We start from the raw sequence: 15,456 nt of genomic DNA, 5'->3' as shown, positions 1-15,456 counted from the left end.
GGGCGGCAGTCGGGTCGGTTCGATCCGCCGGATGAACGAGAAGGCCTGAACTTGAATGAGCGCCGTCGGCAAGGTGCCCGGCGGCCGGAGCGGCACCCGCCCGAAGGAGGATAGTGGCCAGACCAGCGAGACAGAGAAGCAATATGCGTCGCATATGCTGAGCTTCCGGCAAATCCTGAATATTCGTCAATCATGGCACCGACTGTGCCAAATGTCTCGCATTGTCACCGAAACGTGACACGGAGTGGGCGTTCCGTCAGGATCGGGCCCTGGCCTTTGTTCGGGAGGCGGAGGATTTCGCCTTTCCGGCCGCGGATTTCGTCGGCGCTGACTTCGCGGCCTTGCTCTGCGCCGCTTTCGCCGCCGGCTTGCGCGGGGCGGCGGGCTTCGCTGCCGCGGCCGGCTTGCCCTTCGCGCCCTTGCGGCCCTTCGGCGCCAGGGTCTTGCCCTTTTCGGCGAGGAGCGAAACCGCCTCGTCCAGGGTGATCTCGCCGAGTTCGGTGCCGCGCGGCAGGTTGGCGACGGTTTTGCCGTGCTGGGCGTAGGGCCCGAAACGGCCCTTTCGTACCATGACCGGCGCGCCGTCCTTCGGGTGCGGGCCGAGATCGCGGATGCCTTCCTGCTTCTTCGCCAGAACCATGACGGCGCGGTTGAGGCCGACGGCGAGAACGTCGTCGTCGCGATCGAGCGAGGCGAAGATCGGCCCCATTTTCACGTAGGGGCCGAAGCGGCCGATGCCGGCCTGGATTTCCTGCCTGGTTTCGGGGTGCATGCCGATAACGCGGGGCAGGGATAGCAGACCGAGCGCCTGTTCCAGCGTCAGATTCTCCCCGTTGACGCCCTTTGGCAGGGCGGCGCGGCGCGGTTTGGCCTTCTTGTCCTCGGGGTCGGGTTCGCCGAGCTGGATATAGAGCCCGTAAGGCCCGCGCCGCAGCGTGACCGGAATCCCGGATGGATCTTCGCCAAGCGTCCTCATGCCGTCGCGCAGCGTGTCGGACTCGTCTTCCGCACCGTTGATCGCGAGTTTGCGGGTATATTGGCACTCGGGATAGTTCGAGCAGCCGATGAAGGCGCCGTAGCGGCCGAGCTTCAGGCCGAGCCTGCCGGTGCCGCAGGCTTGGCAGAGGCGCGGATCGCCGCCATCCTCGCGGATGGGGAAGAAATGCGGGCCGAGTTCCTCGTCGAGCGCCTCGATGACGTCGGAGATTTTCAGGTCTTTCGTTTGATCGACGGCATTGGAGAAATCCGCCCAGAAATCGCGCATCACCTGGCGCCAGTCGAGTTTGCCGTCGGAAACTTCGTCGAGTTTTTCCTCAAGATCGGCGGTGAAGCCGGTATCGACATAGCGGCCGAAGAACGACACCAGGAAGGCGGTGACCAGTCGGCCACGATCTTCCGGGATGAAGCGGCGCGCGTCCATCCGCACGTAATTGCGGTCGCGCAGCACGGTCAGGATCGAGGCGTAGGTCGAAGGCCGGCCGATGCCGAGTTCCTCCATTTTCTTGACCAGCGAGGCTTCGGAATAGCGCGGCGGCGGCTGGGTAAAGTGCTGGTCGGCGGTGATCGCGCCGCGCGTCAGCGGATCGGATTTGACCATCGGCGGCAGCAACCGGCTGTCCTCGTCCTCGGCCGCGTCGTCGAGATCCTCGCGATAGAGCTTCAGGAACCCGTCGAACGCCAGCACCGAGCCGGTGGCGCGCAGGATGGTGCCGGCGGCATCGGCGATGTCGATACTGGTTTGATCCAGTTCGGCCGATTGCATCTGCGAGGCAAGGGCGCGTTTGTAGATGAGGTCGTAGAGGCGGGATTGTTCGGCGTTGAGGTAGCGGGCGGCGCGGTCGGGCGAGAGGGAAAAATCGGTGGGGCGGATCGCCTCATGGGCTTCCTGGGCGTTTTTCGCCCTGGATTGGTATTCGCGCGGCGCGGCGGGGAGATAGTCGGGGCCGAAGGCCGATTTGATCTGGCCGCGCACGGCGGTGATCGCCTCGCGCGCCATTTGCACGCCGTCGGTCCGCATATAGGTGATGAGGCCGACGGTTTCGCCGCCGATTTCCACGCCCTCGTAGAGTTGCTGGGCGGTGCGCATGATCTGCTGGGCGGTCAGATGCAGCTTGCGCGAGGCTTCCTGCTGAAGGGTGGATGTGGTGAATGGCGGGGGCGGGTTGCGGCGGGTGCGCTTTTTCTCGACCGAGGCGACCGAGAAACTGCCGCGCTCGACGGTTTCCCTGGCCCGTTCGGCGGCGTCGCGGTCCGGCAGGTCGAACTGGTCGAGTTTTCTGCCATTCAGGTGGGTGAGCTTGGCGCGGAACGGTGCGCCGCCCGGCGTGGTGAAACCGGCCTCGATGGTCCAGTATTCGCGAGCGCGGAAAACCTCGATCTCGGCTTCGCGCTCGCAAATCAGGCGAAGTGCTACCGATTGCACGCGCCCCGCACTCCTGCTGCCTGGCAGTTTGCGCCAGAGAACCGGCGAGAGGGTGAAACCGACCAGATAATCGAGCGCGCGGCGGGCGAGATAGGCTTCGATCAGCGGGGTGTCGAGCTCACGGGGGGCGCGCATCGCTGCCTGGATCGCCGATTTGGTGATTTCGTTGAAGGTGATGCGCCGGACCGTCTTGCCCTTGAGCATGTGGCGCGATTCCAGCATGGCGCGGACGTGCCAGGAAATCGCCTCGCCTTCGCGGTCCGGGTCGGTGGCGAGATAGAGTGTATCCGCCGTTTTTAACGCCTTGGCGATGGCGGCGACCTGCTTGTCGCCCCGCGCGTCCTCTTCCCAGGACATCGCGAAATCCTCGTCCGGCCGCACGCTGCCGTCCTTGGCCGGCAGGTCGCGGACATGGCCGAACGAGGCGAGCACGGTGAACCCGTCGCCCAGGTATTTGTTGATCGTCTTTGCCTTGGCGGGCGATTCGACAACCACGATGGCGTTCATCAGAGCGCGCGTTCCAATCACGGGGCCAGAAGCAGCCCGACTTTGTTGCCCGGCAGGGCTTCAATCCGCCCGGCGAGTTCCAGTTCCGTCAAGACGGCTGCCAGGACGGAGGCGGAGAACTGGCAGTGCCGGGCAATCTCGTCAACCGGCAGGGGGGCAGCGCACAGCAGATCGGGGACCTGGCGCCGGGCGAGGCGAAGCTCTTGCGGCTCGGGATCGTTGGCTGGCCGGGGCGGTTCGGCGAAGCCCGGCGGGGCGGGGGTTATCCTGGCTCCGGCGAATAGCGCGCCCGGCTGGTCGGGCACGTTGAGCAGCACGTCGGCGGCGGTTTCGGTGAGATGGGCGCCCTGGCGGATCAGATCGTTGCCGCCGCGGGCGCGCGGATCGAGCGGCGAGCCGGGCACCGCGAACAATTCCCGACCGTAATCCAGCGCGTAGCGGGCGGTGAGCAGGCTGCCGGAACGCAGCGCCGCTTCGATCACCACGACACCGAGTGCCAGGCCGGCGATGATCCGGTTGCGCTTCGGGAAATGCCGGGCGAGCGGGGCGGTGCCTGGCGGCGCCTCGGCGACGACGGCGCCGCGTTCGGCGATGCGAGCCTGCAAATCCTTGTGTTCCGGCGGATAGACCACGTCCATGCCGCCGGGAATCGCCGCGATGGTCGCGCCCGCGCGCAAGGCGGCCTCGTGCGCCGCGCCGTCGATCCCGCGCGCGAGGCCGGAGACGATAGGCCGGCCGGACGCGGCGAGTTCGGCGGCGATATCTTCGGCGATGCGCCGCCCGTTGGCCGACGCGTTGCGCGCCCCGACCACCGCGACGATCGGCTTGTGCAGGAGCAATGGATCGCCCTTGACCGCGATCATCGGCGGCGCGTCGGGCAGCAGAGCGAGCAAGGGCGGGTAATCGGCGTCGTTGAGGAAGATCAATCGCGCGCCGAGCCTGGCGTGGCGGTCGAGTTCACGGCGGGCATCGCCGGCGCTCGGGATGGCGGGTGGTTTGGCACGACCGCCGGCGCGGGCGAGGGCAGGTATCGCCTGAAGCGCTTCTTCAGGTGTCGCAAATCTGGCGAGCAGGCGGCGATAGGTTTGCGGACCCACGCCCTCGGTGCGGATCAGGCGGAGTTGAGCGAGGCGATCGGTCACGAGCCGAGCTTGATCCGGGGTTCGGTGCCGGCGCGCAGGCGCTCGATATTGGCGTGGTGCTTATGAAACACCAGAATCGCGATCGGGACGGCGAAAATCGCAACCCGCCAATCGCCGAACAGAAGGGCGATGATCGGCGCTGTGGCGAAGGCAGTGAGGGCGGCAAGGGAAGACATTCGTTTCCAGAACGCCACGGCGAGCCAGACCGCACAGGCGATCAGGCCGACCGGAAACGCTTCGGCAAGCAGGACGCCGAGGCCGACGGCAACGCCCTTGCCGCCCTTGAAGCCCAGCCAGACCGGGTAGAGATGGCCGATGACCGCGAACAGGCCGGCGACGACCGCGATCCAGCGCCCCTCGTTATGGGTGAGGAGAACGGCGAGCACGCCCTTCAAGGCGTCGAGCAGAAGGGTGAGAGCGGCGAGACCCTTGTGCCCAGTGCGCAGCACGTTGGTCGCGCCGATATTGCCGGAGCCGACCTTGCGGATGTCGCCGAGCCCGGCGGTGCGGGTGAGGATCAGCCCGAACGGGATCGAGCCGAGCAGGTAGCCGAGCAGCGCGAAGCCCAAAACGATCATCCGAACACCCGCCTGCCGGCTTTCCAGGTGCCGAGTACCACACCCTCGATCGCGCGGCCGTCGAATGGGGTGTTCTGCGCCTTGCCCGGCAGGTTGCCGGCCTCGATGCGCCAGGAGCGGTCGGGCGCGAACAGACAGAGATCGGCCGGTTTGCCCTTGGCGATCCGCCCGGCATCGAGCCCGAACAGCGCGGCTGGCCTGACGGTAAGCAGCGCAATCGCGGTGCCGAGACCAAGCGCGCCGCTATGGACCTGGGCCAGGGTGATCGCGAGCAGTGTCGCGAGCCCAGCGCCGCCGGGTGCCGCTTCGGCGAAGGGCAGGCGCTTGTCGTCGGCGTCGCGTGGCTGATGATCGGAGGCGATGGCGTCGATCGTGCCGTCGGCCAGCGCTGACACCACGGCGAGCCGGTCCGCTTCGATCCGCAGCGGCGGCGAAAGCTTGGCGTAGGTGCGGAAATCGCCGATCGCGGTTTCGTTGAGGTCGAAATAGGGCGGCGCGGTATCGCACGTCACCGCAAGGCCGCGCTGTTTCGCGTGCCGGATCAGGTCCAGCGCGGCGCCGGTCGAGACATGGGCGAAATGCACGGCGCCGCCGGTCAGTTCGACCAGGGCGATGTCGCGCGCGACCAGCATCGCCTCGGCGCAGACGGGAATGCCGGGAAGGCCCATCAGAGTCGCGCGGGCGCCCTCGGTCGCGGCGCCGTCGGCGAGCGAGGGTTCCTCGGGGTGCTGCACGATCATCGCGCCAAAGCCGCGGGCATATGAAAGCGCACGGCGCATCAGCGCGGCGGGTCCGATCGTCCGCGCGCCGTCGGTAAAGGCGATGGCGCCAGCTTGGCGCAGCAGCCCGTATTCGGCGATGGCCTCGCCCCGGCAGGCGCGGGTCGCGGCGCCATAGGGCGCGAGGGTGATGCGCCCGGTCGCCTCGCCCGCGGCGGCGATCGCCCGGACCAGTGCGGGATCGTCGGTCGCGGGCGCATTGTCCGGCAGCACGGCGATGGTGGTGATGCCGGAGGCATTCGCGGCCACGGCGGCGGAGGCGATGGTTTCGCGGTATTCGAACCCCGGTTCGCCGAGCGAGGCACGGGTATCAACGAGACCGGGACAGAGAATGCAATGTTCGGCAGTGACGATGTCCGCACCGTCGGGACGATCAAGCGAGGCGCCGAAATCGGCCACCACGCCGTCGCGGATCAGCAAGTCGCCAAGCCGATCGTGGCCCGATGCGGGATCGATAATGCGCGCGCCGGCGATCAGCGTGTCACGCATTGGGGGTCGCCGTTCGGGCGAGTACGTCGAGCACCGCCATGCGCACGGCGACGCCCATTTCCACCTGCTCGCGAATCACGGAGCGGGTGGCGTGGTCGGCGATCTGGCTGTCGATTTCCACGCCCCGGTTCATCGGACCGGGATGCATCACCAGCGCATCGGGCCTGGCATGGGCGAGCTTGGCGGCATCCAGCCCGTAAAACGTGAAGAATTCGCGCGCGCTCGGGATCAGCCCGCCGCTCATCCGCTCAGTCTGCAGCCGCAGCGCCATGACAATGTCGGCGCCGCGCAAACCGTCCGCCATGTCGTGATGGATGGTGACCCCGAACTGCTCGATGCCGGACGGAATCAGCGTCGGCGGCCCGACCACGCGGACCGTGCTGCCCATCGCGGTCAGGAGCAGAATGTTCGAGCGTGCGACGCGGGAATGGGCGATGTCGCCGCAGATCGCCACGGTCAGTCCCTCCAGCGTGCCCTTGTGGCGGCGGATGGTCAGGGCGTCGAGCAGCGCCTGGGTCGGGTGTTCGTGCATTCCGTCGCCGGCGTTGATTACGGCGGCATCGACTTTCTGGGCGAGCAGGGCAGGGGCGCCGGAGGATTTATGGCGCACCACCAGAAGATCGCAGTTCATCGCGTTCAGCGTGGCGGCGGTATCGAGCAGGGTTTCGCCCTTGGAAACCGACGAGGTCGAGACCGACATGTTGATCACGTCGGCGCCGAGGCGTTTTCCTGCCAGTTCGAAGCTGGTGCGGGTGCGAGTGCTGTCCTCGAAGAACAGATTGATCAGCGTGCGGCCGCGCAGCACGTCGCGGCGGGTTTTGCCCGAACGGTTGAGCAGGGCGTAGCTCTCGGCAAGATCGAGAAGGGCGGAAATATCGCGCGGGTGAAGCGACTCGATTCCCAGGAGGTGGCGCGTCGGCATCCGCATGGCGGCCTCCATACAACCTGCCGATGCGGGCGCAAAGACCCGCGTTACTGGCTGGCCCAGACGATGCGGTGGATCGCCGCGATCTCGCCCGGCGAGAAGGCGCGCATCGCGTGGTCGGGGTTGAAACTCGCCAGTTCGATGCGCCTTGCCGTGCGCCGGGCGAGCAGCTTGGCCATCACCTCGCCGGAACGGGTGCGCGCCACCACCCGGTCGCCGGCGCGGACCGGAGCGGACGGCGAGACGATGATGACATCGCCCGCGCGGTAGACCGGCTCCATCGAGTCGCCTTGAATGGTCAATCCATAGGCGAGCGGATCGTCGGCCAACCCGGCATTAGCGCTCGGCAGGTCGATCTGCTCCCAACCCGCACCGGCAGGGTAGCCGGCATCGTCGAAAAAACCGTCCTGCCCGGCCTGGGCGAGGCCGATCAGCGGGATGGTGCTGCGCTTCACGCGCTCCATTCGGGAATGCGCCAAGCTTCGGCTGCCGCGCACCAGGGCGGCGAAAGCGTCGAAACTGGCGCCTGTCGCGGCGAGGATTTTCGCGATGCTCTCGGTCGAGGGCCAGCGCAGCCTGCCGTCTTCGGCGCGCCGCTTGGAGGGATTGAAACTGGTGGGATCGAGCCCGGCGCTGCGCGCAAGGCCGGAGGTGGAGAGCCCCCGCTCGGCTGCCAGCGTATCGATCGCGCGCCAGATATCATCGTGTCGCATGACGTTGATCTTAACGGATTCATCGGAATTGGGAAGAGAAAATAGGAAAAAACTCCGTTTTTCTCTTGCGGGAACCACAACCTCAGGTTAACATGTTCATGTTTTGTTCACTTTGGAGGCGCGCATGCCGTTCGATATGACGACCAGGGAAGCCGGTTCCGGGGAAACGGTTCCCGCTCGCCCCGAGATCAAGCCGTTCGCCTCGGCGGAACGTGCCTGGCTCTGGGCGGCGGGGTGCCTCGCGGCGCGCCGGGCAGGCCAGCCGGCGCCGCGCGACCCGGCAATGCCCTGCACGCCCGAAACCATCCTGCTTCGGCTGGATCGGCTTTACCGGGCGCGCCGGATCGATCTGGTTCACGTCCGCATCCTGCGCCGCTGGGGCGATCGGGGCCGTGCGCCCGACCCGAGGCGCGGCGGCGACCGCAACGATTGGCGGCAATGGCGCGCCGCACTCGCCGAACTGGAGGACGTGCTGCGCGAGCTGGGCATCGTTGCCGGTTTCGAGATTGTTCCGAATTCGCTGGGACGCGAAAATTTTTGCCGAAAAATAGGATTATAGTCATAAATCTCATGAGACCATCCGATCAAACCCTCGAATTTCCCCCTTCCCACCAACAAGGAGACCGACCCATGGCTTTCACTCTGCGCAACCTGTCCGTCCTCGCCTACGCCAACGGCTTCACCTTCTGGCACTATCGTGCCGGCGAGGAGGCTCTGACCGGGCTCGATCGGAGCGATTTCTTCGCCGAGGCCGGTGATCTGTTGTCGCCCGGCGATATCCTGATGGCGTCCGGCGAGGCCGGCGCGCGGATCGGCGTGATCGCGCGCCAGAACCACAGCCTCGTGCTCGCGGCGCTCTGACCAGAAACCTCGGCCATGTCCGGTGGCGGCGCCGGCCGCCATCGGATGGATTTCTTGCCAACTCTTTCGTGAATGCCGGGATTCGGGTTTGATTAAGCCGGTAACCATCCCACATGACCGGCGGCGGTCAGGCATAGGGAGAGTTCGGTTTTGCGTTCGCGAGAATCGATAGGCCGCTGGCGCGGCGCGGCGCGATGGATGGCACGACGGGCTGGCTGGATGGCGCCGCTGGGGCTCGGCGGCTGTTCGATCCGGCAATTTCCCCTGTTCGACCCGGCGGGGCCGATCTCCGGCGCGGAACTGCGGTTCACCATCATCGACGTGGTTGTGGTGCTGTGCATCATTCTGCCGACCACGGTGGCGATCTGCCTGTTCATGTGGCGCTACCGCCGGTCACGCAATGCGGCCTATGACGCAACCTGGTCGCGCTCGATTCCGTTCGAAATCGCGATGTGGGGGATTCCGCTCGCGATCGTCGCTCTGCTCGCCTATTTCTCCTTGCAGGGCACGTTCGAGGTCAACCCCTATGAACCCGGCGCCCTGGCGCACCGGGCGGCGGGACGACGCGCGCTGACCATCAATGTCATCGCCACCGACTGGCAGTGGCTGTTCGTCTATCCGAAACAGCACATCGCGATGGTCGATGATTTGGTGATCCCGGCCGGGCGCGATATCCGGTTCCGCCTGACCTCAACCAGCGTGGTGAACGATTTCTACATTCCCCAGTTGATCGGCATGATCGACGTGATGCCGGGGATGCGGACCAAGGATATCACCCGCGTCAGGCGACGCGGAACCTATGAGGGATTTTCCGCCGATCTCAGCGGCGCGGGTTTCTCGTGGATGCGGTTTCCCACCCATGTGGTGTCGGCCGCTGCGTTCCGGGATTTCGTGGCAAAGATTCAGGCGAAGCATGGGAACCTGACCTACGCCCGGTTCGAGCGCTTGGCGCGGCCGACGATCAATCTCGATGAAAAGCCGGCATTCTTTCCGGCCGTGGCGCCGCATCTGTTCGGCCGAATCGTGGCGGCCGCGCTGCACGGCAAGACCTATACGACACCCGAGCATCTGACCGCGCATATGGCGGAGAATGCGCGGCACCATGCGCCCTATCTCGAGCAAGCCGTCAACCGCCATTAAGCTGGGAGAGACCGCGACGTGTCCCTTGTTCACCTTCAAGGTTCCTGGACACCATGGCTCGGCCGGCTGACGCTTTCGGTGATTCTCTATCATAACGGGATTGTCGATGGCGCCTTTGTGTTCGCTGCCGTCACCGGGATCGTGATCCTTGGCGTCATCACCTATTATCGCAAATGGGGCTATCTGATCCGCGAGTGGATCACCTCGCTCGATCACAAGAAAATCGGCGTGATGTATATTCTCATCGGCCTGGTGATGATGTTTCGCGGCTTCATCGACGCGCTGATGATCCGCACCCAGCAGATGATGGCCGACGGGCCCGATTCGCCGGGGCATCTGCAGGCGCTGCATGGGTATCTGCCGCCCTATCATTTCGATCAGATCTACAGCTCGCACGGCACGATCATGATTCTGTTCGCGGTCACGCCGATCCTGGTGGGGCTGATGAACCTCATCGTTCCGCTACAGATCGGCGCGCGCGACATGGCGTTTCCCTACCTGAACGCGGTGAGCCTGTGGCTGACCGCGGCCGGCGCCGGGCTGGTGATGGCCTCGCTGTTCATCGGCGATTTTTCCCATGCCGGCTGGATCGGGCTGATCCCGCTGACCGAACTTCCCTACAGTCCCGGCGTCGGCGTCGATTACTGGATGTGGGCGATTCAGATCGGCAGCGTGGGCACCACGCTGGGAACCGTAAACCTGATCGCGACGATCGTGAAAATGCGCGCCCCCGGCATGACCTGGTTCCGTATGCCGATCTTCACCTGGACCGCGCTGAGCACCAACATCATCGGGCTGACCGCGTTTCCGGTGCTCGGCGTGGCGCTCGCGCTGCTTGGCTGCGACCGTTATCTGGGCACCCATTTCTACACGGCCGGACTTGGCGGCAATCTGATGCTGTTTACCGATCTGTTCTGGATCTGGGGCCATCCCGAGGTCTATTTTCTGGTGCTTCCCGCATTCGGCATCATTTCAGAGATCATACCGACATTTTCCGAACGGCCCCTGTTCGGTTACATCACCATGGTCGCCGCGACATTTGCGATCGCGGGGATTTCCTGGTCGGTCTGGCTGCACCATTTTTTCACCATGGGCGCGGGACCGGACGTGAACGGATTTTTCAGCGTCGCGACCATGCTGGTCGGCATTCCGACCGGCGTGAAGGTGTTCAACTGGGCATTTACCCTCTATCGCGGCAGGCTGCGGTTCGACACGCCGATGCTCTGGGCGGTCGGCGCGGTGTTTCTGCTGCTGGTCGGCGGTTTGACCGGCATGATGCTGGCGATTCCGCCGATCAATTACACCATCCATAACAGCGTGTTTGTGGTGGCGCATTTCCACTGCATGGTCCTGGTGGTCGCGTTCTCGATTTTCGGCGCGATCGCCTACTGGTTCCCGAAAGTGTTCGGCTTCCGGCTCGACGAGCATAACGGCAAGCGCGTCTTTGCCTGCTTCTCGCTCGGCACGTTCCTGGTCTTTGCCGCGATGTTCGCGCTCGGTTTCATGGGAATGACAAGGCGTCTCGACTATCTCGCCGACCCGCACTGGAAGCCGCTGCTGATCGTCGAGGAGATCGGGGTGTTTTTCTATTGCGTCGCCTGTTATTACTTTTTCAGGATGCTCCACGTCAGCATCCGCGACCGGGCGAAGAATCGGGTGGGCGCCGATGCCTGGGGCACCGGACGGTCGCCTGAATGGATCGCGCGGTCGCCCGTGCCGTTCTATAATTTCGCGGCCACGCCGCATTTCAATGCGCTTGACGAAGCCGCATGGCGGCGCGGACAGGGTCTGTCGGATGTCGCTCCGCGGGACTACGAACCGATCGCCACACCGAAAAACACCATCGCGCCGCCGCTGATCGGGGCGCTGGCGTTCGGCTTCGGCTTCGGGATGGTCTGGCGGATCTGGTGGATGGCCGGCCTCAGTCTGATCGCGGTCATCGGGGTGGTGATCCTGCGGTCTTTCGCGACCGAAACGGAGCATGTGATTTCGGCGGAGCAGATCAGGAGCATGGAAACGACGGGGTCGAGCGTGGGAATCGTGACCGATCACATCAGTCCGCCGGTCGCCGAGGCGGAGGCGTTCCTGTGAGCGGCGCGCAGCCTGTCCTGTGGCTGCCGGGCGGCGAGGAGCACGATCCCATCGCCAACAAAACTTTCGGGTTCTGGCTGTACATGATGAGCGACGCGCTGATTTTCGCGGCGCTGTTCGCGGCCTATGGGGTGCTCGACCACAGGTTCAACGCGGCGGGCGGCGCCACGGCGCGGCAGGTCGCGCATCCGGTCGATGCGTTCTGGCAGACGCTCGCGGTGTTTGCCAGCGTGTTGGCCTACAGCCTCGCGATGGTGAAGCTGAAGGCCGGGAGTCGCCTTGGCGTTCTGCTCGGGCTTGGCGCCGCGGCGCTGCTGGGTCTGGTGTTCATCGGGCTGGAAATCGCCGATTTCGCCAGCCTGATCGGGCAGGGAATCACGCCCGAGCGCAGCGGGTTCCTGTCGATGTTCTTCGTTCTGGTCGCGGTCCACGGGTTGCACATGCTGTTCGGTCTGTTGTGGATCGCGGTGATGATGGCGCAGGTCGCGCTGAAGGGTTTCACCACCGAGGTGGTCACCCGGCTGCTCACCCTGCGGCTGTTCTGGACGTTCCAGGCGTCGATCTGGGTCTGCGTGTTCGTATTCGTCTATCTGAGGGGGGCGTTCTGATGCCGGCTCATTCGACCGATCCGCTGCTGCATCCCGAGGTGCGACAGGCGAGCATCCTGGCCTATGGCGCTGGATTTGTCGCCTCCACCGTGTTCATGGCGATCGCGCTGGTCATCACGCTGGGCCGGGTTCTGCCTTATCTCGGCCTGCTGGCGGCGATTTCGGCGCTTGCGGTGCTCGCCCTGCTGGCGCAGGTCGTGTTGCTGTTCCGGCTCGATCTGTCGGAAACCCAGCTCTGGAAAACGGTTTCGCTGGCCCTGGTGATTCCGCTGTTCGTTCTGTCGATCGGGCTGACCGGCTGGATGTTTCACACGCTGTATCCGCGCACCATGCTGCATTTCATGGCGGTGCAGGGCAGCGGCTCGATGATGTAGAGGCAGGCGTCGCGATCGGGCCATTGCCCAAACCCCTTCGAGCCCTTACCGGATCGGCGGCTTGAGAGGGTGAACGATGCGGATCTTGGTTCTGGGCGACGTGGTTGGGCGGACCGGGCGCGAGTCGGTGGCGGCGGCGCTGCCGAAACTGCGGCGCGATCTGGCGATCGACCTCGCGGTGGTGAACGGCGAAAATGCCTCCCACGGCTTCTGGTATTGGCGTCGATCTATGATGGTGTTCAGCGCAGTGAGGCGGCGCGGATCCGCGGTGACATGGCGAACTCCTCCCGTGCGCCAGCCATCGAATCATAAAAGCCCGATTCGGTCATGTCTAAGCCGAAGTTTTCACTTTGAAACTGCTTGAACGCATTGGGTGGCTTGGGATAGCGCGGTTTTATATTTGAATGATGTGTCCATACATTGGGCTTGCGGCGCGACTCGAGTTGTGATTCCCTGGCGGCATGTTCATCGACGTGGTTCCGCATGGCCGCTCGGCGTCGGCGGTGCTGCTGCGGGAGAGTTTCCGTGAGGGGCGGAAGGTCCACAAGCGCACGATCGCCAATCTGAGCCAGATGCCGCCCGAGTTGATCGACGGTCTGCGCGCTTTACTCGCCGGCGGCACGGTGGTGGGTGGCCCGGATCAAGCGCTCGAGATCCGGCGGTCCCTGCCGCACGGGCACGTGGCGGCGGTGCTGAGAATGATGCGCAAGCTGGAGATCCCGCGCCTGCTGGGACGAACGGTCTCGCGTGAGCGGGATCTGGCACTCGCATTGATCGCGAGCCGGGTGATTTCGCCGGGGTCGAAACTCTCGACGTTGCGTGGCCTAAACCTGGAGACGGCGACCTCGAGCCTCGGCCAGGTGCTCGGTCTCGGTGCGATCGAGGAGCGCGAGATCTACGCGGCGCTGGACTGGCTGGGCGCGCAGCAGGGGCGGATCGAACGGCAGTTTGCCAAGCGCCATCTGCGCGAGAGCACGCTGGTGCTCTACGATGTCAGCTCGTCCTATCTCGAAGGCCGGTGCTGCGAACTTGCCCGGCACGGCTACGGCCGGGATCATCGGCCGGATCGGCTCCAGATCGTCTATGGTCTGCTGTGCGATCGGGAAGGTCGGCCGATCGCGGTCGAGGTGTTCGAAGGCAACACCGCCGATCCCGGCACGATCGCGGCCCAGGTGGAGAAGCTCAAGCGGCGGTTTCATCTGAACCACGTTGTGCTGGTGGGCGATCGGGGCATGATCACCACGGCGCGCATCCGCGAGGCGATCAAACCCGCTGGTCTCGACTGGATCAGTTGCCTGCGCGCTGTACAGATCCAGGACCTCGCCGAAGGGCCGCTGCAGATGTCTCTGTTCGACGAGCGCGATATCGCCGCGATCACGTCGCCCGATTATCCCGGCGAACGGCTGATCGCCTGCCGCAATGCGGCTCTGGCCGGGGAACGCCGGCGCAAGCGCGAGGCGTTGCTTACCGCGACCGAGCGGGAATTGACCCGCATCGTGGCGGCGACGACGCGCAAGCGCGCGCCGTTGCGCGGCGAGGCCGAGATCGGGCTGGCGGTGGGCGCGGTGAAAGATGGCCAAGCATTTCGATCTCACCATCACCACGGATCGCTTCAGCTTCCGGCGCAACGAAGCCGGTATCGCCCGCGAGGCGGCGCTCGATGGGATTTACGTCATCCGGACTAGCGTCGCCGCGGAGGCGATGAGCGATGCCGACACCGTGCGGACCTACAAGGATCTTTCGCGGGTGGAACGGGCGTTCCAGACCCTGAAATCGGTCGATCTCGCGATCCGCCCGGTCCATCACTGGCTCTCGCCGCGGGTGCGCGCGCATGTCTTCCTCTGCATGGTCGCCTATTACGTCGAGTGGCATCTGCGCGATGCCCTCAAGCCGATCCTGTTTCAGGATCACGATCCACAGGCCGCCGAGGCCGAGCGCGCCTCCCCGGTCGCCCCCGCCACGATCTCACCCGCCGCCAAGCGCAAGCGGGGGCGACGCCGCAACGACGAAAACCTGCCGCTCTCGAGCTTTGCCGACCTGATGGCGCATCTGGCCACCCAAACTCTCAACACCGCCGCCCTGTCCACGGCGCCCCATGCGACCTTCACCACCCTGGCCACGCCAACCACACTACAGGCGGCGGCCTTCAACCTCCTCGAGTTCAACCTCCTCGAGATCGAACCCATGCGTGTCCAGTAGACGTCAAAAGCAGATCAAAAAATCCGCCAATAAATCCAAGGGATTCTCGTTCAGACCAATGAAAACTTCGGATTAAAGGTTTCTGTGAGGTCGCGCACCGTTGGCGCCGTGGCACGATCGACCAGCCGGACCGCTTCCGAAGGTCGCGCGATGTCGGCGCGCATCTTGGCCTGACGCCGCGACGCTACCAGTCCGGCGAAACCGACCTGCAGGGCCGCGTCAGCCGATGTGGTGATGAGCTGGCCCGAACGGCGCTGTACGAGGCAGTCCATTCGCTGCTGATCCGCAGCACCAAATGGTCGGCGCTACGGGCTTGGGGCATGAACATAGCCAAGCGCCGCGGCATGGCGCGCGCCCGCGTCGCGGTGGCGCGCAAGCTGGCGGTGATCCTGCACCGCATGTGGGCCGATGGCAGCGAGTTCCGCTGGGGCAAACAGGTCGCCGGAGCATGAGAGCAAGAGGAGTTGCAGCTTCCGCCTGACGCGGGCGGAGCCAGCGTCGTTCCCGTGGGGACGATGGACGGGGTGATCTCGTTGAGAGTCCGAAACCCCGCGACTGGCGATATGTCGCGGAGGTCGCGAAACAGATTGAGACACCTCATCCTCCTAACCCCATCATGCGGCGGCCG

Annotated in this window: 14 protein-coding genes and 3 pseudogenes; 10 read left to right on the top strand and 7 right to left on the bottom strand. The window is 65.2% G+C overall.

From position 1 onward, the window contains the following. Positions 1 to 55: 55 nt before the first annotated feature. Positions 56 to 238 carry a hypothetical protein gene (locus tag AiwAL_RS14325; RefSeq protein ID WP_235705575.1) on the top strand — a complete coding sequence of 61 codons (183 nt, stop codon included), beginning with the start codon at positions 56 to 58 and terminating at the stop codon, positions 236 to 238. Positions 239 to 256: 18 nt separating this feature from the next. Here AiwAL_RS14325 and topA read toward each other — a convergent pair whose 3' ends face one another. The 6 genes from topA to AiwAL_RS14295 are packed head-to-tail and all read right to left on the bottom strand — an operon-like array spanning position 257 to position 7,555. Next, positions 257 to 2,929, bottom strand: a complete 2,673-nt coding sequence (gene topA, locus AiwAL_RS14320) for a type I DNA topoisomerase (protein ID WP_235705574.1) — start codon at positions 2,927 to 2,929, stop codon at positions 257 to 259. A 17-nt stretch (positions 2,930 to 2,946) separates the two neighbouring features. Further along, a complete protein-coding gene (dprA, locus tag AiwAL_RS14315; RefSeq protein ID WP_262312899.1) occupies positions 2,947 to 4,071 on the bottom strand; it encodes a DNA-processing protein DprA in 1,125 nt (374 codons plus the stop codon). Then, complete coding sequence (gene plsY / locus AiwAL_RS14310; RefSeq protein WP_235705572.1) at positions 4,068 to 4,649, bottom strand: glycerol-3-phosphate 1-O-acyltransferase PlsY; 582 nt, start codon at positions 4,647 to 4,649, stop codon at positions 4,068 to 4,070. The genes dprA and plsY overlap by 4 nt, the downstream gene beginning before the upstream one ends. Continuing rightward, positions 4,646 to 5,917 carry a dihydroorotase family protein gene (locus AiwAL_RS14305; protein ID WP_235705571.1) on the bottom strand — a complete coding sequence of 424 codons (1,272 nt, stop codon included), beginning with the start codon at positions 5,915 to 5,917 and terminating at the stop codon, positions 4,646 to 4,648. The genes plsY and AiwAL_RS14305 overlap by 4 nt, the downstream gene beginning before the upstream one ends. Beyond that, on the bottom strand, positions 5,910 to 6,845 hold the full coding sequence (locus AiwAL_RS14300; protein ID WP_235705570.1) for an aspartate carbamoyltransferase catalytic subunit: 936 nt from the start codon (positions 6,843 to 6,845) through the stop codon (positions 5,910 to 5,912). The genes AiwAL_RS14305 and AiwAL_RS14300 overlap by 8 nt, the downstream gene beginning before the upstream one ends. Before the next feature lie 44 nt (positions 6,846 to 6,889). After that, positions 6,890 to 7,555 (bottom strand): helix-turn-helix transcriptional regulator, encoded by a 666-nt coding sequence (locus AiwAL_RS14295; RefSeq protein WP_235705569.1) that lies wholly within the window; start codon positions 7,553 to 7,555, stop codon positions 6,890 to 6,892. A gap of 124 nt (positions 7,556 to 7,679) precedes the next feature. Between AiwAL_RS14295 and AiwAL_RS14290 the strand changes: the two genes are divergently transcribed. From AiwAL_RS14290 to AiwAL_RS14260, 7 genes and pseudogenes are all read left to right on the top strand, one after another. After that, complete coding sequence (locus AiwAL_RS14290; RefSeq protein WP_235705568.1) at positions 7,680 to 8,114, top strand: hypothetical protein; 435 nt, start codon at positions 7,680 to 7,682, stop codon at positions 8,112 to 8,114. 71 nt (positions 8,115 to 8,185) lie between these two features. Further along, entirely contained in the window at positions 8,186 to 8,416 is a 231-nt protein-coding gene (locus tag AiwAL_RS14285; RefSeq protein ID WP_235705567.1) for a hypothetical protein, read from the top strand. Between the two features lie 198 nt (positions 8,417 to 8,614). Continuing rightward, positions 8,615 to 9,556, top strand: a complete 942-nt coding sequence (locus AiwAL_RS14280; protein WP_235705566.1) for a cytochrome c oxidase subunit II — start codon at positions 8,615 to 8,617, stop codon at positions 9,554 to 9,556. Between the two features lie 18 nt (positions 9,557 to 9,574). Then, positions 9,575 to 11,647 carry a cbb3-type cytochrome c oxidase subunit I gene (locus tag AiwAL_RS14275; protein WP_262312898.1) on the top strand — a complete coding sequence of 691 codons (2,073 nt, stop codon included), beginning with the start codon at positions 9,575 to 9,577 and terminating at the stop codon, positions 11,645 to 11,647. Continuing rightward, complete coding sequence (locus AiwAL_RS14270) at positions 11,644 to 12,255, top strand: cytochrome c oxidase subunit 3 (protein ID WP_235705564.1); 612 nt, start codon at positions 11,644 to 11,646, stop codon at positions 12,253 to 12,255. Before AiwAL_RS14275 ends, AiwAL_RS14270 begins: the two co-directional genes overlap by 4 nt. After that, a complete protein-coding gene (locus tag AiwAL_RS14265; protein ID WP_262312897.1) occupies positions 12,255 to 12,629 on the top strand; it encodes a hypothetical protein in 375 nt (124 codons plus the stop codon). The genes AiwAL_RS14270 and AiwAL_RS14265 overlap by 1 nt, the downstream gene beginning before the upstream one ends. Before the next feature lie 76 nt (positions 12,630 to 12,705). After that, positions 12,706 to 12,840 (top strand): annotated as a pseudogene (locus AiwAL_RS14260) (YmdB family metallophosphoesterase); the annotation flags it as partial. A gap of 28 nt (positions 12,841 to 12,868) precedes the next feature. Here the strand turns inward: AiwAL_RS14260 and AiwAL_RS14255 are convergent. Beyond that, entirely contained in the window at positions 12,869 to 13,114 is a 246-nt protein-coding gene (locus AiwAL_RS14255) for a hypothetical protein (protein WP_262312903.1), read from the bottom strand. Between AiwAL_RS14255 and AiwAL_RS14250 the strand changes: the two are divergent. Further along, positions 13,091 to 14,828: pseudogene (locus AiwAL_RS14250) on the top strand (IS1634 family transposase). The gene AiwAL_RS14255 and the pseudogene AiwAL_RS14250 overlap by 24 nt on opposite strands. A 107-nt stretch (positions 14,829 to 14,935) precedes the next feature. Then, a pseudogene (locus AiwAL_RS14245) lies at positions 14,936 to 15,280 on the top strand (transposase); the annotation flags it as partial. Positions 15,281 to 15,456: the final 176 nt, after the last annotated feature.

This window comes from Acidiphilium sp. AL (assembly GCF_025499445.1).
GTDB classification, from domain to species: Bacteria; Pseudomonadota; Alphaproteobacteria; order Acetobacterales; family Acetobacteraceae; genus Acidiphilium; species Acidiphilium iwatense.
The sequence above is the reverse complement of the archived record's forward strand: the minus strand, read 5'-3'. Positions and strand labels throughout refer to the sequence as shown.